The organism is Frankia sp. BMG5.23 (genome assembly GCF_000685765.2).
In the GTDB taxonomy this organism is placed as follows: Bacteria; Actinomycetota; Actinomycetes; order Frankiales; family Frankiaceae; genus Frankia; species Frankia casuarinae.
The window spans coordinates 1-18955 of record NZ_JDWE01000047.1; the positions used below are offsets into that span (position 1 = coordinate 1).

Annotated in this window: 16 protein-coding genes and 1 pseudogene; 14 read left to right on the forward strand and 3 right to left on the reverse strand. The window is 66.6% G+C overall.

Features of this window, described 5'->3' with window-relative positions; all coding sequences use genetic code 11:
- On the forward strand, positions 1–1042 hold a 1042-nt coding region (locus BMG523DRAFT_RS17245), incomplete at its 5' end, for a recombinase family protein (protein WP_043591634.1).
- Positions 1043–1103: 61 nt separating this feature from the next.
- Positions 1104–1196, forward strand: a pseudogene (locus BMG523DRAFT_RS26610) (Fe-S cluster assembly protein HesB); the annotation flags it as partial.
- A gap of 96 nt (positions 1197–1292) precedes the next feature.
- Here the strand turns inward: BMG523DRAFT_RS26610 and sigJ are convergent.
- The gene (gene sigJ, locus BMG523DRAFT_RS17250; protein ID WP_011436935.1) at positions 1293–2132 is read right to left on the reverse strand and encodes an RNA polymerase sigma factor SigJ; all 840 of its coding nucleotides are present in this window, start codon (positions 2130–2132) and stop codon (positions 1293–1295) included.
- Positions 2129–3004 (reverse strand): NAD(P)-dependent oxidoreductase, encoded by an 876-nt coding sequence (locus BMG523DRAFT_RS17255; RefSeq protein ID WP_035734135.1) that lies wholly within the window; start codon positions 3002–3004, stop codon positions 2129–2131. The genes sigJ and BMG523DRAFT_RS17255 overlap by 4 nt, the downstream gene beginning before the upstream one ends.
- A 152-nt stretch (positions 3005–3156) precedes the next feature.
- Here BMG523DRAFT_RS17255 and BMG523DRAFT_RS27450 point away from each other — a divergent pair, with 152 nt between their 5' ends.
- The 5 genes from BMG523DRAFT_RS27450 (at position 3157) to BMG523DRAFT_RS17280 (ending at position 9114) form a co-directional block, all read left to right on the forward strand.
- A complete protein-coding gene (locus tag BMG523DRAFT_RS27450; protein ID WP_085016516.1) occupies positions 3157–3366 on the forward strand; it encodes a MarR family transcriptional regulator in 210 nt (69 codons plus the stop codon).
- 761 nt (positions 3367–4127) lie between these two features.
- Positions 4128–4703, forward strand: a complete 576-nt coding sequence (locus BMG523DRAFT_RS17260; RefSeq protein ID WP_023842136.1) for an HhH-GPD-type base excision DNA repair protein — start codon at positions 4128–4130, stop codon at positions 4701–4703.
- Positions 4704–5888: 1185 nt separating this feature from the next.
- The gene (locus BMG523DRAFT_RS17275; RefSeq protein ID WP_051623920.1) at positions 5889–6242 is read left to right on the forward strand and encodes a hypothetical protein; all 354 of its coding nucleotides are present in this window, start codon (positions 5889–5891) and stop codon (positions 6240–6242) included.
- 734 nt (positions 6243–6976) lie between these two features.
- Positions 6977–7141, forward strand: a complete 165-nt coding sequence (locus BMG523DRAFT_RS25415) for a hypothetical protein (RefSeq protein ID WP_157858592.1) — start codon at positions 6977–6979, stop codon at positions 7139–7141.
- 197 nt (positions 7142–7338) lie between these two features.
- Positions 7339–9114 carry a diguanylate cyclase gene (locus tag BMG523DRAFT_RS17280; protein ID WP_051623921.1) on the forward strand — a complete coding sequence of 592 codons (1776 nt, stop codon included), beginning with the start codon at positions 7339–7341 and terminating at the stop codon, positions 9112–9114.
- Between the two features lie 106 nt (positions 9115–9220).
- Here BMG523DRAFT_RS17280 and BMG523DRAFT_RS17285 read toward each other — a convergent pair whose 3' ends face one another.
- Positions 9221–10843 carry a sigma-54-dependent Fis family transcriptional regulator gene (locus tag BMG523DRAFT_RS17285; RefSeq protein ID WP_200923124.1) on the reverse strand — a complete coding sequence of 541 codons (1623 nt, stop codon included), beginning with the start codon at positions 10841–10843 and terminating at the stop codon, positions 9221–9223.
- Between the two features lie 607 nt (positions 10844–11450).
- On the opposite strand from BMG523DRAFT_RS17285, the gene BMG523DRAFT_RS17290 reads away from it, so the two are divergent.
- The 7 genes from BMG523DRAFT_RS17290 (at position 11451) to BMG523DRAFT_RS17320 (ending at position 18769) form a co-directional block, all read left to right on the forward strand.
- Positions 11451–13100 carry an aromatic/alkene/methane monooxygenase hydroxylase/oxygenase subunit alpha gene (locus BMG523DRAFT_RS17290; protein WP_011436930.1) on the forward strand — a complete coding sequence of 550 codons (1650 nt, stop codon included), beginning with the start codon at positions 11451–11453 and terminating at the stop codon, positions 13098–13100.
- A 194-nt stretch (positions 13101–13294) separates the two neighbouring features.
- A complete protein-coding gene (locus BMG523DRAFT_RS17295; protein WP_011436929.1) occupies positions 13295–14347 on the forward strand; it encodes an FAD-binding oxidoreductase in 1053 nt (350 codons plus the stop codon).
- A gap of 56 nt (positions 14348–14403) precedes the next feature.
- Positions 14404–15507 carry an aromatic/alkene monooxygenase hydroxylase subunit beta gene (locus BMG523DRAFT_RS17300; RefSeq protein WP_011436928.1) on the forward strand — a complete coding sequence of 368 codons (1104 nt, stop codon included), beginning with the start codon at positions 14404–14406 and terminating at the stop codon, positions 15505–15507.
- Positions 15504–15869, forward strand: a complete 366-nt coding sequence (mimD, locus tag BMG523DRAFT_RS17305) for a propane 2-monooxygenase effector subunit MimD (protein ID WP_011436927.1) — start codon at positions 15504–15506, stop codon at positions 15867–15869. The genes BMG523DRAFT_RS17300 and mimD overlap by 4 nt, the downstream gene beginning before the upstream one ends.
- 87 nt (positions 15870–15956) lie before the next feature.
- On the forward strand, positions 15957–16994 hold the full coding sequence (locus BMG523DRAFT_RS17310) for an amidohydrolase family protein (protein WP_011436926.1): 1038 nt from the start codon (positions 15957–15959) through the stop codon (positions 16992–16994).
- Positions 16991–17707, forward strand: a complete 717-nt coding sequence (locus tag BMG523DRAFT_RS17315; RefSeq protein ID WP_011436925.1) for an iron-sulfur cluster assembly protein — start codon at positions 16991–16993, stop codon at positions 17705–17707. The genes BMG523DRAFT_RS17310 and BMG523DRAFT_RS17315 overlap by 4 nt, the downstream gene beginning before the upstream one ends.
- A 36-nt stretch (positions 17708–17743) precedes the next feature.
- Entirely contained in the window at positions 17744–18769 is a 1026-nt protein-coding gene (locus BMG523DRAFT_RS17320; RefSeq protein ID WP_023841945.1) for an NAD(P)-dependent alcohol dehydrogenase, read from the forward strand.
- Positions 18770–18955: the final 186 nt, after the last annotated feature.

The following is an 18955-nucleotide window of genomic DNA, read 5'->3' on the forward strand; positions in this document are numbered from 1 at the left end:
CCGGATCGTCGTCACCCTCAAGGCGCGGCAGTCCCTGGACACCTCCAAGCGGGTTCGGCGCAAGCACCTCGCCATGGCCCAGGCCGGCATTACCGTCGGGGGCAACCGTGCCTTCGGCTGGCTGGCCGACAAGGAAACCAAGGACGAACCGGCGGCGGCGCTCCTGGTCGCGGGGGCGGATCAGATCTTGGCCGGCGTTGGCCTCCACACCATCTGTCGCCAGTGGAACGATCTTGGCATCGCCAGCGCCATGGGCAAGAAGTGGCAAAAACCCGTCCTGCGCAACATCTACCTGTCCCCGCGCATCGTCGGCTACCGGGTGTACGGCCCGACCTCCGTCCCGCTGGAGAAGCGCTACGTGGTGGACGCGGACGGCCAGCCGGTCAAGGGCCAGCAGCAGCCCATCCTGGACCTGGATGTCTGGGAGGCGGTGGTGGCGAAGCTCCGCGACCCCAGCCGGGTTTCCAAGCACGTCCACATCGGCGGACGGAAGTATCTGCTGTCCGGGATCATCTGCTGCGGGTTCCGCGGCCGCCACCTGATGGGCGGCTACGACCGGCGGTGGGGCAAGCACCACTACGCCTGCAAGGCCGTCACCGCGGGCGGGTGCGGCAAGGTCGGCGTCACAGGCCGCCATGTTGATGACCTTGTCTCCGAGCTGGTCCTGGCCTACCTGGCAGGCCGCGACGTCGAGGCCGAGGTGGGCAGGTGGCCAAGGGCGGGCGAGTTGGCCAAGGCGGAGGCCAAGATCGCGAAACTCATGGGTGCCTATGACCGGGACGAGCTGCCCGGCCCGTACGTCTTCCCCCGTGTGCGCGAGCAGGAGCAATCCATCCTGCACCTGAGGGCGGAGCAGGCCGAGTGGCTACGCGCCCACACCGGCCCCAAGGTCACGAACCTGGCCGAGGGCTGGCCCTCTTTGGAGCTGGAGCAGCGCTGGGAGATCATTAGTACCGTCATCGAGGCCGTCGTACTGAAGGCGGCTGACGGCCCAACGAACCGCTTCGACCCCGAACGGGTGGAAGTGGTCTGGCGTCCCTGACGCCCCACCCCGCCGGACGCACCAGTCCGGCGGGGTATTCGTCGTGGATACCCTGACGGGCATGGGCCTGCACCTGTCCGGCGATCCAGAGGCGGACGCCTTCATCACCGAGGACCCCCTGGCGCTCCTGGTGGGCATGGTCCTAGACCAGCAAGCCGGATAAACAAGGAACGTCGTTGGAACATCTCTCGGGTGGAGCGCGGGAGAGTGGTCGCGCTCGGTGCGACTCAGCGCCTCGTCCCCATGCTTTTCAGATTCGTCGCAGCTTCTCCGGATTGCGGACCACGTCGATGCGCGTGATCCGATTGTCACTCACCGCGAACGAAAGCGCTGCGCGGTGGCCGTCGTGACTCGGGATCACCAGCCCGAGTTGCCCGTTGAGCGTGGTCTCGATCGGGTGGTCGAGCCTGCGGCTAAGCGCCACCCATGCTCGCGCGACCCGAATGTCGCCGTGCAGCGGTCTGCGTGCCGCTACCGCGTGACCGCCGCCATCCGACCTCCAGACGACATCCGGGTCGAGAACGGCGAGGAGACCGCCGAGGTCGCCCTCGGCCACTGCCAGCGCGAACGCCCGTACGGCGCGATCGTGCTCCTCACCCGAGGCCACGAAACGCGAGTGCTCGCGCCTGACGTGGCGGCGGGCACGCGCCGCGAGCTGCCGCACTGCCTCGGGCGTGCGGCCGACCACCTCGGCGACCTCGCCGAACGGTATGTCGAACACGTCGTGCAGCACGAACGCCGTGCGTTCCGCCGGTGAGAGCTGCTCGAGCACCGCTAGCAAGGCGTAGCTGACGGATTCGTCGAGCGTGACACGGTCTGCCGGGTCACCCGACCCGAGCGGCTCTGGGAGCCACGGGCCGACGTAGATCTCGCGGCGCGCCCGAGCGGACCGGAGGCGATCAAGGGCGAGCCTAGCGACGACCGTGGTCAGCCAGCCATCCAGGTTCTCGATTGCCGCGTGGTCCGCGCGCGCGAGCCGCAGCCAGGCATCCTGGACCACTTCTTCGGCCTCGCCGAGGTCACCGAGCTCGCTGTATGCGAGCCGTAGCAGCCGAGGGCGTGCCTGCGTGAAGCGCTCCAGAATGGTCATGTGGTGATCCGGCCCCAGATCTCCGTACCCGCGCGCAGGCGCGGCGCCCAGCCGCCCGCCTCGCGCAGCCGTCGGCTCGACACCCGCTGGGAGCGGCTCATCGGCCCGTCCCCTGGCGTCCTCGGCCGCAGTGCCGTGACCCCGACGGCGGCGGCCAACGCGGCATCGATCTCGGCGTTTGTAGGTGGGTCGGCGTCAGCGACGTTGTAGGTCCCGGCGGGGACGCTCAGTGCAGTGGCGACGGCCGATGCCGCGTCCTCCAGCCAGAGCGTCGGCCGGTAGGCGCCGGGTGGTCCGGCCGCGATCGAAGTTCCCCGCCGTGCGGCTTCCACAGTGGCCAGCGTGGAGCCGCTGTCCGGTCCGAGGAACAGCCCGAAGCGCAGCACGACGGTGTCGCCGTCGAACATCTCGCGCGCGTGATCCTCGGCGGTCAGCGCGGACGTTGTCACGCCGCCCCCCGCGAGCGGTGCGTCCTCGTCGAGCCACGCGTCGCCGCCGTCGGCATAGACGAACGCGATCGACTCCTGGACGAGCCGGCGCGCACGGGCGGCCTGGGCCGCCCGTGCGATCGCCGCCGACGCCTTCGTGCGCAGTCGGTCGTTCTCGGCCCAGGCTGACGGGTCGGCCATACGATCGGCGCTCGGGATGTGGGTCAACAGGTTGATGACGACCTCCGCCCCGTCGAAGGCCCGGCTCAGCGAAGCCTCGTCGAAGACGTCGGCGTCGACGGCATCGACCCCAAGGCTGGCCAGCCGCTCGCGGCCGGGCGCGGACCGGGTTACGCCCCTCACGTGGTGGCCGGTGGCGTGCAGCTCCCGGATGGCGCGCCGCCCGATGACGCCAGTGGATCCGGTGATCACAATCCTACTCATGCCGATCTGACGACGCACCCCCCTTGATCGTGACATACGGACGTCCTCGCCGCGGTCGTCCGGTTGATCGCAGGAGCGGTCCTCTACAGCCACGAGGGGGCGAAGGAGATCGAACTCGGCACGAGCGACGCGCCGTTCTGACACTGCGCGAGATGCGCGGACCGCTGACACCAGGGCGGCTGGCCGATCTGAGCGGCCTGCGGACCGGCACTGTCACCGGAGCGCTCGACCGCCTCGAGCGCGTCGGTCACGTCCGCCGGGAGCGCTCCGCCGAGAACCGGAGGAAGGCCATCCTGTCCCGCGCCGGGAGCGGATCGCCGCGGACTTGGGCGCGTTCTACGGTTCCAAGGGAGCCGGCCTGATGGAGTCGCTCGGCCGCTACGACGACGCCGAGCTGGCGATCGTGGCCGACTTCGTCACCCGCCTCGCCCAGCCCTGAGCGGGAGCCTGGCGCATCGCGCCGGTTACCCAGCTGCGGGGACCGCCCGAGGGGACGGGGTCGCCGAGGTGGATGGTGCCGGGGTGTCTCTGGCTCGGCCGCGGTTCATCGAATGAGACGAGCGGACGACGTCGGACGCGCGGCGGTGAACCACACGACGGTGATCGTCGATTTCGGCGGGGCCGGTGCCTGGGTAAGTGGCCCGCGCTCGACGGGTTCAGTGGAACGAGACGGTCCGCGCCGGCCTGGCTGCGTAGCGTCACGATCCGGTTGGCGGCTGCTGGAGCGAAGGTCGGCAGCGGGCGACCGTGCCGGCGTTTGACGGCCCAGAGAGCCACTTACTCCCCGCCGTCCTCCGGGACTGGCGGGGCCTTTTTCGAGGTCGGCTACGTCATGACCCCACGAGTCGCTGTCTTCCTGGACTACCAGAACGTCCATCTCTCCGCTTGCACCGCGTTCTTGCCCTCGGGCACCTCGGGCCGACATGGACCGTGAGGGATCTTGGTCGCCACGTCGAGGTTGCGAGTTGGAAGGGCACCAGTCGACTTCGCTTCCCCGATTCACAGTCACCCTGGTGCCACTACCTGGATGCCGACGACTACGCCGCCTGTCGGGACTACACCGACTACACAACCTGATCAACGACCGGGCGGCGGATGCGATGCGGTCGGCTACGGTGTTGGCGTGGGATTGCATCTGAGCCAGATCGCCGAGGCGGACGAGTTGCTGACGAGCGATCCGTTGGCGTTGCTGATCGGGATGGTGCTGGATCAACAAATTCCTCTTGAGCGTGCCTTTGCCGCGCCCCATGAGCTGACCCGACGCCTCGGCCAGCCGCTGGATGCGGAGGAGTTGGCGAAGTACGACCCTGACGCCCTGGGCGCGATCTTCTCGCAGGTGCCGGCGCTGCACCGGTTCCCTGGCTCGATGGCCAAGCGGGTACAGGCCATGTGTCAGCTCATCGTGGACACCTACGACGGCGACGCGGCCCGCGTGTGGACGACCGCGGCCGACGGTAAGGAACTGCTGAGGCGGGTGGCGGCGCTGCCGGGGTTCGGTCAGCAGAAGGCCAAGATTTTTGTGGCGCTGCTGGGCAAGCAGCTTGGCGTGACCCCACCGGGATGGCGGGAGGCCTCCGCGCCGTTCGGGGACGAGGGCACGTTCCGCTCCATCGCGGACATCACTGACGTTGCCACCCGTGACCAGGTCCGGGAGTACAAGAAGGCGATGAAGGCCGCCGCCAAGGCACAGGCGGGCTGACGAGGGTCAGTCCCCGCCGCCGGGCGGGTGCGGTCCGTGCCGCCGGGGTCGGCCAGGCGTCCTGCTCGACTTTGATCCCACGAACATGCGTTCGCGGCACTCCTGGAACCGGCGCCCACTCGTTCTTTCCGAGACTGACTGGGACCAGTGACGCCCGCCGTCGGTGACCTCCGCGGCTGCTGGTGACGCCTGCCGTTCGTGACGCCTGCCGCTCGTGACGCCTGCCGTTCGTGACGCCTGCCGTTCGTGACGCCGTCGGTCGGTGACGTCCATGGCTCGTGTCGGCGGTGATGTCTGTAGCCCCTGGCGGTGCGGTGCTGGGCGCGGGCTTTCGTTCTCGCTTCGTGCTCAGCGTGCGCCCGTGCGCTGACGGTCGCCCTCCGGGTGACGGGCCGGCCGGCGGATGTTCGCCGTGACCGCGAGTCCCGATCCCGGCAGAAGGGAGCGGCCGTGAACCCAACCACCATCAACGGCGATGACGACGACGGCTGAGCCGCAGCCTCAGCCAAGGTCGCGGCTCGGCGCAGCCGACCGCCGTCCATCAGTGCCTGGTGGCGACGGCTCGGCCAGTGACCGCCGCATGCCAGCGATGACTGGCCTTCGGCGTGGGTGGGGTGAGTCTCGGGGGGCTCACCCCACCCACACCGGACGTGCCCACCGCGGCCCTCGCCACACTCGCTCCCGCTCGCGCCGCGCCCGTCCGCCTCCGAGAAGAGTGACGCGTGACGGACCAGACGGCCCCGGCCACCTTGTACGCAACGGTGGCGGGGCGCCCGGCTAATCGTCGACGATCCGGAGGCGATAACTCCCGTGTAGATGGCCGAGGTGCTGCGCTGCGGCGGCTGCGACACCGAGGTCATCGCATTGCGTTACGAACCGTTTCGGTACCGGCCAGACCGCCGCCAGCTACCGCTTCCGCCTCACCCACGCCGCGTCCGGTGGCGGGCGGCAGCCGACGGTGTCTCAGATGGTGCGCCGTCGGATGGTGCGCCGTACGGTGGAGCTGCATCGGACGGCGACGTGCCGGCGAGCGTGGTGGTGACGGAATGGCTGGCGGCCACGACGTGGGCGGAGCGGGTCCGGTTACGGCTGCCGTGGAATTCGTGGAGCGGGCATCTGCTGCCGGATTAGTCGACGATCCGCCGGTTCCTCGACAGGGCCGACGATCAGGCGCTTGCGGTCGCGTTGCTTGACTCGCCGCTCGCCGACATGCCGGCTGATCTCGCGGATGTGGTCGCTGGCACCGCGGCGTCCCCGCCCGGGGCGGTGGACGTGAACAGTGGTGCGGCTGTTCCCGGTGCGGGCGTACGCGGTGGACGGGAGACCGGCCGGGGGGCGACACGTGCCGATGGCAGCCAGGTTCACCTGCTCGGGGTCGTTTCCCCCGGCGCCGGGGCGATGGTCGGCCAGCGGGAGATCGACGCGAAGACCAACGAGAACGCCGAGTTCCGTGCGCTGCTGGCACCCCTGGCCCTGACCGGGGCGTTCGTGTGGTTCGACACCCTGCACACGGTGCGAGCCACCGGCGCGAATGCCTGATCATCCTGAAACACCGGATCGGTGAGGTCCACACCGGCCGCTCGAAGCGCTGCCGTGACCGTAGCCGGGTCGGTCACCGAGTACTTCACTTCGACTTGGCGCACCTGCATCCTCCGACAAAAAGCGACACTTTCTCGCCTGTCGGTCAACTGGCGGCCGACACGCCGACGAATTTTTATATCCTAATAGAATGGCGACCGGTAACGCGGTACAATCCTGAAAGCCCTGTCATTGGAGCTGGTGAGGGGACTCGAATCAGTAGCCGCTCGATTGCAAGTCGCACGGGCGCGTGCCGGCTCATGCCGCAAGGTTCCTGGTGATGCCGCCTTCTCCCAGCTCACGGCGTTTTCCGTGCCGGAGCATGCCTGTGGGTGCCTCTCCGTGTCGGGACATCCGCACCCACAATGAGCCCATCCACGGCGCACACGAAGATCGAATCTTGGCGACCGGTCCGGTCGGGCCGAGGGCGGCTGCCCTGAAGCAACTGCCCAAAGGCCGCTTGACACTTACCGAGGTCGCGAGCGGCCGATGACGGTCAGGACGTGCATCCAGTGTGATCGGCATGCGGACCGTCGAGGTCGCCTAGGTTTGGGGCCGCCGACGATTCTGCAGTCGACCATGGTGGGCGGCTCCGGCGAGAAGAAAACGCCGCGGCTGGTGGCGAAGTACGCGCAGGCGTGCAACTCCGAGGGGCCCTCCGCGCTTCGGGCGTCATCAGCGGTACGAAGGTCGCGTTGAGTCACCTAGTGAAGATCGCGCATCGTCAGGGCGTCCTCCACTCCGACGTCACCGCGGACGACTTCGTGCCGGTGCTCAGCCTGATGCCCGGTGACGGGATCTCACCGGCGGCCCCCCGACGGTGGGTGCGGCTGTTCCTGCGAGGTCTGCTCACCGGCTGACGGCGCCGATGGCAGGAGGCGTCAACCTACCAACCGCCCGAAAGACCGATTTCGGAAGAAAAATACTGGATATCACTTTCTCCGCGATTTTTGTCTCCCCTGGCAGGCCGGGCTAAGCGGACTATGATTCTGAGCTCAGGTCCAAGCGGCATATACTTGCCCCAGGTCACACGGTTAAAGGTGCGGGAAGGTGCGTCATGCCGGATCGGTCAAGACCGTCTCGGCGAGCCGGACGGGCCTCGGGGCTTCGCCTCAACGGTGGGGAAGGAGCCTCGCTCGAGCGGCTGCGCGAGCGGTTCCTCACCGCCGGGATCTCAGCTGAGATCTCGGCTGAGATCTCGGCTGAGATCTCGGCTGAGACCAGCGAGTCCGGTGGGGTGCGGGATCCGATCCGCGAGTCGTGGATGCGGTCGCGGCGGTGGGCGGTGGCCGCGGACAGCCCCGAGCCCCTCCTCGCCGCGTCGGACCTTGACGTACCTGTCGCGCGCGCGGCCGAACCGGTCCTGTGCCAGCTCGCCGATCGGCTGGCCAGGCAGGCCGTCAGCGCGATCGTCACCGACGCGAACGGTCTGGTGCTCATGCGGTGCACCGGCGACGCCGCATTCGAACGCCGGCTGGACCGCGTATCGCTGCTGCCCGGATTTAGTTATGCCGAGCGGTTTGTCGGCACCAACGGCATCGGTACCGCTCTTGAGGAGCACAGGCCGGCGCACGTGTTCGGTCAGGAGCACTACGCGGAGTCCCTCGGCGAGTTCGCCTGCGCCGGTGTTCCCCTGCGTGATCCGGTGACGGGGCAGACGCTGGGCCTGTTCGATCTCACCTGTCCGCGCCGGGATGCCGGGCCGCTGCTGGCGGTCATGGCGGGCATGGTCGCCAACCAGATCCAGGATGTCCTGCTTCTCGCCGTGCCGGGGCACGACCGGGAACTGATCTCGCTTCGCGAGGCCGACGCGGCGGAGTTGCGCAGGCTGCTGATGGCCGAGCGCCAGCAGCGGGAACTGGCCGAGACGATGCACCGGGTCGTCGTCGAGACCACCAGGGCGGTGACTCCGCCGGAGATCCTCGGGCGGGTCATGACGGCGGCTGCCGCGCAGCTTCCGTGCGAGGCGGCGTGGGCGCTGGCCCGGGAACCGTGCGGAACGTTGCGGGTCGTGGCGGTCCACGGCCAGGTGGATACCCGGGCGGTCGGGGCGATGATCGTCCCGCTTCCGGATTCCCCTCTGCTGCTGGCGTTCCACGGCGGTGGGATGATCGGGCCGCACCGGAGGCTGCCGGAGGTGCTCCCCGGCCAGCGCTACCCGGTGGGCAGCTGGCTGGCCGTGCCGGCGCTGTGCCGGCCGGCCCCCACCGTCGTCGTTCTGATCGCCTCGCGGGCTGCTGGTGGCTACAATCCCAGGCAGGCTCGTCTGGCTTATGCCGTGCTGGGCCAGGCGGCGGCGGCCTGTGAGAACGCCTACCTGTTCGAGGAGACGCAGCGGCTTGCGGACAGTGATCCGCTGACGGGGCTGGCGAACCGGCGTCATTTCTTCGAGCAGGCCGATGCTCTGGTCCGCGGGCATCTGCATGCGGCGCGGTCGCTGGCTGCCTTCATGATCGATATTGATCATTTTAAGCAGGTCAACGACGGTCACGGTCATGCTGTGGGTGACGCGGTTCTCGCCGAGGTCGCTCGGCGCGTGCAGGGCACGCTGGGCCCGCAGGACATCGTCGGCCGTATCGGCGGCGAGGAGTTCGCGGCCGTGCTGGGCTGCCCGGCTGCGACGGCGGGTGTTCTCGCCGAGCGGCTTCGGCAGGCGATCGGGGCCAGCCCGGTGGCTACCGCCGACGGTCCGCTCCCGGTCACCGTCAGCGTGGGGGTGGCGATGCTGAACCCGGACGATTCCGGGCTTGGCGACCTGCTCATCCGCGCCGACGTGGCCCTCTACCAGGCAAAGCGCTCCGGCCGGGACCGGGTCGCGACCGCGCAGCCATGATGGGCCTCCCACGTTAGGGACCGCCACTGCGGCCTGTCGTAGGGCTGCTGCTCCCCGCACTCTGCTCCCCGCACTCTGCTCCCGTGGGCTCCACGCAAGATTGCGTCTACACGCTGGGAGCGGGGATCTCGATGCCGTACTGCCGGATTCTGCGGTAGATCGTCGCTCGCGACATGCCGAGAGCCCGCGCCGCGAGGGTCCTGTTCCCGTCCGCACTGAGCAGGCTCTGCACTATTGCGTCCCGCTCGATCGCCTCCATGGCTCCGAGAACCCGGCGGGTGACCGTGTGACATTCCGGCGGCAGGTCACCGACCATGATCGTGCCTGCGGGGCGAACCTGGATGACTTTGCGCAGCACCTGCCGCACCTGCTCGATGTTGCCTGGCCAACTGGTACGCAACAGTGCTTGCATAGCCTGCGGGGAGCAGGCGAGTTGGCCGCCACGGGTAAGTTTTACCAGCAGGAACGGCACGATTTGGTGCAGATCATCGATATGGTGCCGCAACGGGGGCACTTCGATGCAACGCGGGAAGTAGCGCATCAGGGGGCCGAGGGGTTTGTCGTCGGCGCTGAGCGTCAGGACTACCCACGGCAGATCCCGGCGGCCGCCCGCCTCCGCTGCTTGGCAGGCGGACGCCAGCACATGCAGCCGATAGGGGTCGATGCGATCGACGTGGCGTACCACCAGCGTGCCCCGGCTACGGCTCAGTTCGTGGCGGAGAAGGGTCCCCCACTCCCGAACAGTAGTGTTGTGGCCGTCGACAACGGAGAACCACGCGGACGGATCATGCCGCTGGCACACGGCCCGGGCCAGGGCTGTTTTGCCCACGCCGGGCTCTCCTCGTAATATCACCCACTCACCTGCTTGCGCAGCCGCGTCCACTTCCCGGCAGGCACGGGTCCATAGAGTTCCGGAGCCGACGATGCCGGGCAGCGGAAGCCGCGTCAGAGCGGTGTCCGCATGCCGCGGGCGCGGCGCTTCGACAAAACGGACATGGGCCACCGCCCCGTCGGTGGCCCTCTCCGTTGCCACTGTCCGGCAGTGCACGCGGGCCCAGGTTCCGCTGGGCAGTTCCATCATCAGGGTGGTGGCACGGCGTCTGGCGACGACATCGGTGATGCGCCCGATCAGCACCGACTGGTCGCGGGGGTCGAGTAGTTGGCGCGCGTGCTCGTTCATCATGACGACGTCGTCGTTGAGGCCGAGCACCACGCCGGAAATCCGTTGGCATGTCCTGAGATACTCCCGTAACAGGGCAAGGTCACGGTGTTCTTCGTTGGCGAGCAGGGATTCCTGAATCTGTGCCGCCGCGGCCCGGGCCATGGCCATGAGCAGCGGCCCGGCGTCCGGACGCCAACAGGTCAGGTCCAAGACGCCAATTATCTTCCTTGTGACTGGATGGTGCATCGGCACTCCGGCGCAGGCTAGATTCTCGAGGTTCGAGGCGTAGTGCTCGTGCCCGAAGACATGGGCGGGGGACCTTCCCTCGAGCGCGGTACCGATTCCGTTGGTTCCCACCAGTCTTTCCGCGTAGCTGAAACCCGGTGCGAGCTGGACCGCGTCGAGGTGCTTCTCCAGGGCGCGGTCACCGGTGCGCCGGGCCAGGACGACTCCCTCGGCATCGGTCAGGATGATGCTGATAGGCTGGTCTACAAGTTGATCGCCGAGCTGGCGGACGATGGGCGCTGCGGCGCGGCTGACCGGGTTTTCGCTGTCGAGGTCGCCCACGAACGTGAGTCGGGGGCCTTCCGCCGCTACCTCCCAGTGCCGGGAGCGTAACCAGGACGCCCGGATGCTGTCGCGTACCCTGTCCGGCTCGATGGAGTCGGTGGTCAGGAACAGCTCCCGCGCCTGCGCAACCTCGGCGCCCTGATGATTATAAGCATCTAGGTTGCTCGAACAACCAGCCATCTGATGGATCTCCTCCCGCGAACGGCGAACCTCGACGACTCCGGTACAACCGCAGCGTCCGACGTGGTCACGAGCGGTTCCCGAGCGAGGTTAGATCGCAGCCCACCGTCTGGCTAGACCTTGTGCTCCGCCCACTGCCGGGCGTCCGCCGCGCCCGACCGACCCCCGACCGGCGCCGATCGCCGATCGCCGATCGCTCCTCGCATCTCGCCTCCCCGATGATCTTACTGGCCGAGTCCTGGTACCTGTCTCAGATTGAGATCCCACACACCTCCCACGGGGAGTGTGATGTGGGACATACGAAGGGACGTGGTGCAGGCACCGGTTCCGGCCGGAAGGAGGGTCGACGCGGATCGGCGTCGATCTCGGTGCAGGCGGGCATCGCCGGTGTCTGCCCGACCCCGTATCGTCCAGGAGGCAGGACGTGAGCCGTCAAAGCTTGACAAAGGCACACAAAAAGATCACGGAGCTGTCATGGGAACCGACGTTCGCGACGCCCGCGAAGCGGTTTGCCACCGACTATACCTTCGACAAGTCTCCGAAGAAGGACCCGCTCAAGCAGATCTTGCGCTCCTACTTCCCGATGGAGGAGGAGAAGGACAACCGCGTGTACGGCGCGATGGACGGCGCGATTCGCGGCAACATGTTCCGCCAGGTCCAGCAGCGCTGGATGGAGTGGCAGAAGCTCTTCCTGTCGATCATCCCGTTCCCGGAGATCTCCGCGGCCCGGGCGATGCCGATGGCGATCGATGCCGTCCCCAACCCTGAGATCCACAACGGGCTCGCGGTACAGATGATCGACGAGGTGCGTCACTCGACGATCCAGATGAACCTCAAGCGCCTGTACATGAACCACTACATCGATCCGGCCGGCTTCGACATCACTGAGAAGGCGTTCGCCAACAACTACGCCGGAACGATCGGCCGCCAGTTCGGTGAGGGCTTCATCACCGGTGACGCGATCACCGCGGCGAACATCTACCTGACCGTCGTCGCCGAGACGGCGTTCACCAACACCCTGTTTGTCGCGATGCCGTCCGAGGCGGCCGCCAACGGTGACTACCTGCTACCGACGGTGTTCCACTCGGTCCAGTCCGACGAGTCTCGCCACATCAGCAACGGGTACTCCATCCTGCTCATGGCGCTCGCCGACGAGGCCAACCGGCCGCTGCTCGAGCGTGACCTGCGCTACGCGTGGTGGAACAACCACGCCGTGGTGGATGCCGCGATCGGCACCTTCATCGAGTACGGCACGAAGGACCGCCGCAAGGACCGCGAGAGCTACGCGGAGATGTGGCAGCGCTGGATCTACGACGACTACTACCGCAGCTACCTCATCCCGCTCGAGAAGTACGGCCTGGTGATCCCCCACGACCTGGTCGAGGAAGCCTGGAACCGTATCTACAACAAGGGGTACGTGCACGAGGTCGCGCAGTTCTTCGCCACCGGATGGCCGGTGAACTACTGGCGGATCGACCCGATGACCGACGACGACTTCGAGTGGTTCGAGTCGAAGTACCCGGGCTGGTACAACAAGTACGGCAAGTGGTGGGAGAACTACAACCGGATGCGTTACCCCGGCCGGAACAAGCCCATCGCGTTCGAGAACGTCGACTACCAGTACCCCCAGCGGTGCTGGACGTGCATGGTGCCCTGCGTGATCCGCGAGGACATGGTGCATGACAAGGTGGACGACCAGTGGCGCACCTACTGCTCCGAAGCCTGTCACTGGACTGACAAGGTGGCGTTCCGGCCGGAGTACCAGGGCCGCCCGACGCCGAACATGGGCCGGCTGACCGGCAAGCGGGAGTGGGAGACTCTTTACCACAACTGGGATCTCGCCGATGTCATTTCCGACCTCGGGTACGTCCGTGATGACGGCAAGACCCTGATTCCGCAGCCCCATCTCGAGCTCGACGACCCCTCGAAGCTCTGGACGCTCGACGATGTCCGCGGCATCACGTTCAGCAGTCCGAATGTCGCACTCAACGAGATGAACGACGCCGAGCGTGAGGCGGCGATGGCGGCCTACCGGGCCGGCGGTCCGGCTGGTCGGCCGGCACCCGTTTCCTAATAGCGCCCTGCAAGCTGCGGGCGTGTTGAAGAACCGCCGTCCGAGGGGGCCGACGGACGTTTCTTGAACGCGTTCGAACGAACACGGCCCCACCGGCGCCGCGACACGAGCGCCGGTGGGGCCGCACCACCGAGGCGCGGCCCGGGCGGCTCGCCCGGATACGACGGGTTTTTCAAAGCAGGAAAGAGACGGGCATGAGCGACACCCACCGGGTCCGGTTCGAGCCGGTCGACGTGGAGATCGAGGTTACCGAGGACGAGACCGTGCTCGACGCGGCGTTCCGCCAGGGCGTCAACCTGATGCACGGATGCAAGGAGGGACAGTGCTCGGCGTGCAAGTCCTTCCTGCTTGACGGTGATGTACAGATGGGCCGCTATTCGACCTTCGCGTTGGCCGATTACGAAAGTGATGAGGGCTACATCCTGCTGTGTCGGGCGCACGCCTTCAGCGATCTGTCGGTCGAACTGGTCAACTATGACGAGGACATGATCCGCTCCGGCCTTCCGGTGCGGACCATAGAAAGCACTGTCGTGGAGACGGAAGATCTCACCCACGACATCACCCGGTTGCGTCTGGACATCACCGGTTCACCGGACTTCATGTTCCATCCGGGTCAGTACGTCGATATCACCATTCCTGGTTCGAGTGAACACCGTTCGTTCTCCATGGCGAACATCTCGGCGGCGGAAGGCTATCTCGAGTTCATTATCAAGAAGTATCCGGGCGGGCGTTTCTCCGGACTTCTGGAGGACGGTCTGCGCCCCGATGACCCACTGACCGTCACCGGGCCGTACGGTGCTTTCACGCTCCGGGTGAGCTCGGACCGTCGGATCGTCTTCATCGGTGGTGGCGCGGGGATGGCCCCGATCCTCTCCCTGCTACGCCAGCTGGCGACGAAGAACAGCGAGCGGGAGGTCGTCTTCTACTACGGGGCTCGTGCCCCCCGCGACCTGTTCTATGTCGACGAGATCCTCCAGACCGGTGCGTCGATTCCCGGCTTCACGTTCGTCCCCTGCCTGTCCGACAGCATGCCGGAGAACTCGGACGATATCGGCCATCCCGTGGAAAACGGGTTGGTAACCGATATAGTGGACCGGCGCGAGACCGACATCGCATCCTGCGATGTTTACTTGTGTGGTCCGCCTCCCATGATTGACGCGGCATTGCCGCGGCTTGAGTCGAGTGGGGTCCCGAAAGAACAGATCTTCTACGACAAGTTCACTATCACGGCCGCCGCCGAAAGCTGACCGGTCATCGTCACCGGTCGGCCATCGGTTGACGACCTGCCACGAGGAGCACAGGCATGACGCAAGTCACGGGTAAGACCAGGAGCTTCCCCAAGCCGGAGTTCACCGACGCGGAGGCGGGCGCGTTAACGTTCCCCAGCTCCACCAGCCGTGTGTACAACTACTTCAAGCCGCAGAAAATGCGGGCGACCATGTACGAGGACGTCACCTTCGACGTCCAGCCGGACCCTGACCGCTACCTGGCCCAGGGCTGGATCTACGGTTTCGCCAAGGGACCCGGCGGATATCCGCAGGACTGGACGGCTTTGCGCTCCTCGGACTGGCATGCCTTCCGCGACCCCAATGAGGAGTGGGAGCAGACCATCTACCGGAACAACTCCAATGTTGTCCGGCAGATCCAGCAGAACCTTGAAAACGCGCGGGCGGCCCATGCCTACGACGGCTGGTCGCGGGGGTGGACCAAGTTCGTCGAGCAGCACCTGGGCGCCTGGATGCACGCTGAGAACGGTCTGGGCCTGCACGTGTTCGTCGCCGCTCAGCGGTCGGGTCCCACGAACATGATTAACACTGCCATCGCGGTGAACAGCGCGCACAAGCTCCGCTTCGCCCAGGACCTCGCCCTGTACAACCTGGAGTTGGCCGAGTCCCTGCCGGGGTTCGACGGATCGGCCCACCGCAAGGTCTGGCACGACGACCCGGTGTGGCAGCCGGTGCGGGAGAACGTCGAGCGGATCACCGCGGTCGCTGACTGGGCGGAGGCACTCGTCGCCGCGAACATCGTGTTCGAGTCGCTGGTCGGCGTGTTATTCCGCAGCCACCTCGTCATGCAGATCGCCGCCCGTAACGGCGACTACGTCACGCCGACCCTGGTCGGAACCGGCGAGAACGACTACGAGCGCGACCTGCGTTACACCCGCGCGCTGCTCAAGCTTCTCATCACCGACGAGAAGTTCGGCGCAGGCAACGTCGAGACCCTTTCCGGCTGGTTGTCCCGGTGGGTTCCGCTGAGCTTGAAGGCGGCCCATGAACTGCAGCCGATCTGGTCGCAGCCGCAGGAGAAAGTCATCACCTTCTCGGAATCCCTCGACGCTACGGTCAACGGATTCCGGGCCGTCCTTTCCGACCTTGGTCTGCCCGAGCCGAAGGAGCTGACGCAGTGACCACCGCGAACGGAAACCCAGAGCTCGGTAAATCCAATAGAACCTCGTCGAACATGTGCGGCGTCACCCTGATGAACAACCAGAACGGATATGTCGTCGCCGACGTCATGCGGAGCAAGCCCGGTATCCGCGTCGAGGAGTATCCGTCCATGATCCGGGTTGACGGCGAACGTAAGATCGAATTTGACTTCGACGAGATCTCGGATGCGCTCGGTTTCGATTTCGGTGTGTCCGACTTCGAAGAGATCATGTCCACGCACTACGGCCGGATGGTGCATCTCGACGACAAGACCGTACTGTTCGCCAACCCCGAGGACGCGGCGGAGTACATCGATTTCGATCTGAAAGTCGTCACTAACTGACCTGATCCGAGGCGAACGGCACGGTCCACGCCGGGCTCATCCGGCCCGGCGTGGACCGGCCGTGATGATATTTCGGAGGATATCCACATGTACGTCAAGGACAATGAGCGATACTTCATCGTGGATTCCCACCTGCACTTCTGGGATGGGAGCCCGGAAAACCAGGCGAACCGCTACGGCAAAGGTTTCATCGACTGCTTCTACGATTACCATGTGAATCTGAGCCCGCAGGAGTACCTCTGGCCGCGGGAAAAGTTCCAGAAGTACTCTGCGGAAGTCATGGTGAAGGACCTGTTCGAGGACGGTTACGTCGACAAGGGGATCTTCCAGCCCACTTATCTGACGGACTTCTACCGGAATGGTTTCAACACCACCGAGCAGGACGGCGCGCTCGCCGAGCGGTACCCCGGCAAGTTCATCGTGAACGGCGCCTTCGACCCGCGTGACGGCGAACTGGGCCTGTCGAAGCTGGCGGACCTGGCGGCACGCTGGAACCTCAAGGGTGTGAAGCTCTACACGGCGGAGTGGAAGGGCGAGTCCAAGGGCTACAAGCTGACCGACCCGTGGGTCTACCGGTATCTGGAGAAGTGCCAGGAACTCGGCATCCGCAACATCCACATCCACAAGGGCCCGACGATCTACCCGTTGAACCGGGACGCGTTCGATGTCGCCGACGTCGATGATGTGGCCACCGAATTCCCCGAGCTGCGGTTCATCATCGAACACGTCGGACTGCCCCGGTTGGAGGACTTCTGTTGGATCGCCACGCAGGAGCCCAATGTCTACGGTGGGCTCGCGGTGGCCATGCCGTTCATCCACAGCCGGCCGCGCTACTTCGCGCAGATCATCGGTGAGCTCCTCTACTGGCTCGACGAGAACCGGCTGACCTTCTCGAGTGACTACGCGATCTGGCACCCCAAGTGGCTGGTCGAGAAGTTCGTCGACTTCCAGATCCCGGCGGACATGCAGGCCGAGTACGGCGTGCTCACCCCCGACATCAAGCGCAAAATTCTCGGTCTCAACGCGGCCGCGCTCTACGACATCGAGGTACCGGCCGAGGTTAGCGGGGCGGGCAGCGGTTCTCCGGCGTCGACGCCTCTCGTGGGCGCAGGGCAGTCCGTATGACCACACCCACAGTAACCAGTAGGACCGGCCTGGCCGCGGACGTCTGGGAAGCTTTGGGGCGGGTGTACGACCCAGAGCTCGACCAGCCCGTCACCGAGCTGGGATTCGTCCGTGCTCTGGTGGTCCAGGACGGGCGGGTGCAGGTTCGGCTCAGACTCCCGACCTACTTCTGTGCGCCGAACTTCGCCTACCTGATGGTGTCCGACGCGCACGACGTGGTGAAGGAGCTGCCAGGAGTCACCGAGGTGGACGTGGCCCTGGAGGATCACTTCGCTGCCGAAGAGATCAACGCCGGAGTCGCCGCCGGAGACGGTTTCCCGGCGAGTTTTCCTGGGGAGGCCACCGGAGGCCTCGACGACCTGCGGATGACCTTCCTGCGTAAGGCGCACACCGCCAGCCTGGAAGGCGCGGCCAAGCGCCTGGTAGCCGCGGGCTGGTCACCCGAGTCGCTGGATCGGGCCCGGCTGGCGGACATGCCGGAGTCACCGGAACGACGCAGCCTGCTGCGCCGACGGGATGCCCTCGGACTGTCCCTGGCTCCCGAGGCGCCGCTGTTCGTTGACGACGACGGCCGTCCGATCGATCGCGAGGCGCTGCCCCTCCGGCTGCGGTTTGCCCGGACCGTCCGGGTGACGATCGACGCGAACACCACGGTCTGCCGCGGTCTGCTGGAGACGCGGTACGGCACGGTGGACCGCACACCCATGACGTGACAGTGACGTGACAGCGACGAACGTGGAGGTGGGCCGATGAGGGCCGTCCAGGTCATCAAGTACGACAACGCGCCGCGGCTGGTAGACGTCCCCGAGCCCAAGATCCTCCATCCGCTGGACGTGGTGGTCAGGATCGGCGGCGCCGGTGTCTGTCGGACCGACCTGCACATCATCGAAGGGCAGTGGGAGCAGAAGTCGGGCGTGACCCTGCCGTACGTGCTCGGCCACGAGAACGCCGGCTGGGTGCACGAGGTCGGTTCGGCGGTGAGCGACATCGCCGTGGGCGACCCGGTCATCCTGCACCCGCTGGTCACCTGCGGGCTATGCCGGGCCTGTCGGGACGGCGACGACGTGCACTGCGCCCGGGCGTCCTTTCCCGGAATCGACAGCGACGGCGGCTACGCCGAACTGCTGCGGACCAACGCCCGGTCGGTGGTCAAACTCGACCCGTCGTTGCAACCGGCGGATGTGGCGGCACTGGCCGACGCCGGACTGACCGCCTATCACGCGGCACGCAAGGCAGCCGCGGCGCTGAGTCCCGGTGACCGGGTCGTGGTGATCGGAGCCGGCGGTCTGGGCCACATCGGTGTGCAGGTGCTGCGTGCCCTCACCCCAGCCGAGATCATCGTCGTCGACCGCTCCGCCGAGGCGTTGCGGCTCGCCGGCGAACTGGGCGCCGACCACACGGTGCGGGCCGACGGCAGCGAGGTGTCCGCGGTACTCGATCTCACCGGGGGCAGCGGCGCCGAGGCAGTCATCGACTTTGTCGGCGAAGGCGGTGCGATCGAGGCGGGTGTCGCCATGCTGCGTCGCGCCGGTTCGTATTATGTTGTCGGCTATGGCGGGGNGCTGAACGTCTCCACCATCGACATCATTTCCACTGAGATCAACTTCATCGGTAACCTGGTCGGATCGTACAGCGACCTCGTTGAGCTGATGGTTCTCGCAACCCGTGGCAAGGTCACCCTGCACACGAGTGCCTACCCCCTGGCAGAGTTCCACCAGGCGCTCGACGACCTTCACCACGGCAAGGTGCGCGGTCGGGCGATCCTGATCCCCTGATCTACTGATCACTCGGACCCGATCTGTGCGTGGCTCGGGAACCCAGGGCTCCGGCGGCGCGACTGTGCGATCGGATCGGGCTCCAGGTGGGGCTGGTTTCGCCACCATGCCCCGCCAGCTGCTCGCAGCCACGATCGTGCCGCCATCGGCCCGCCTTGACGGATGCGGAGCGGAAGGACTGAGGAA

Coding starts and splice junctions, on each gene's coding strand:
- sigJ (WP_011436935.1), bottom strand. CDS start 2,132: ATGACCATTCTGGAGCGCTTCACGCAGGCACGCCCTCGGCTGCTACGG.
- BMG523DRAFT_RS17255 (WP_035734135.1), bottom strand. CDS start 3,004: ATGAGTAGGATTGTGATCACCGGATCCACTGGCGTCATCGGGCGGCGC.
- BMG523DRAFT_RS27450 (WP_085016516.1), top strand. CDS start 3,157: ATGCGCGGACCGCTGACACCAGGGCGGCTGGCCGATCTGAGCGGCCTG.
- BMG523DRAFT_RS17280 (WP_051623921.1), top strand. CDS start 7,339: ATGCCGGATCGGTCAAGACCGTCTCGGCGAGCCGGACGGGCCTCGGGG.
- BMG523DRAFT_RS17295 (WP_011436929.1), top strand. CDS start 13,295: ATGAGCGACACCCACCGGGTCCGGTTCGAGCCGGTCGACGTGGAGATC.
- BMG523DRAFT_RS17300 (WP_011436928.1), top strand. CDS start 14,404: ATGACGCAAGTCACGGGTAAGACCAGGAGCTTCCCCAAGCCGGAGTTC.
- BMG523DRAFT_RS17310 (WP_011436926.1), top strand. CDS start 15,957: ATGTACGTCAAGGACAATGAGCGATACTTCATCGTGGATTCCCACCTG.
- BMG523DRAFT_RS17315 (WP_011436925.1), top strand. CDS start 16,991: ATGACCACACCCACAGTAACCAGTAGGACCGGCCTGGCCGCGGACGTC.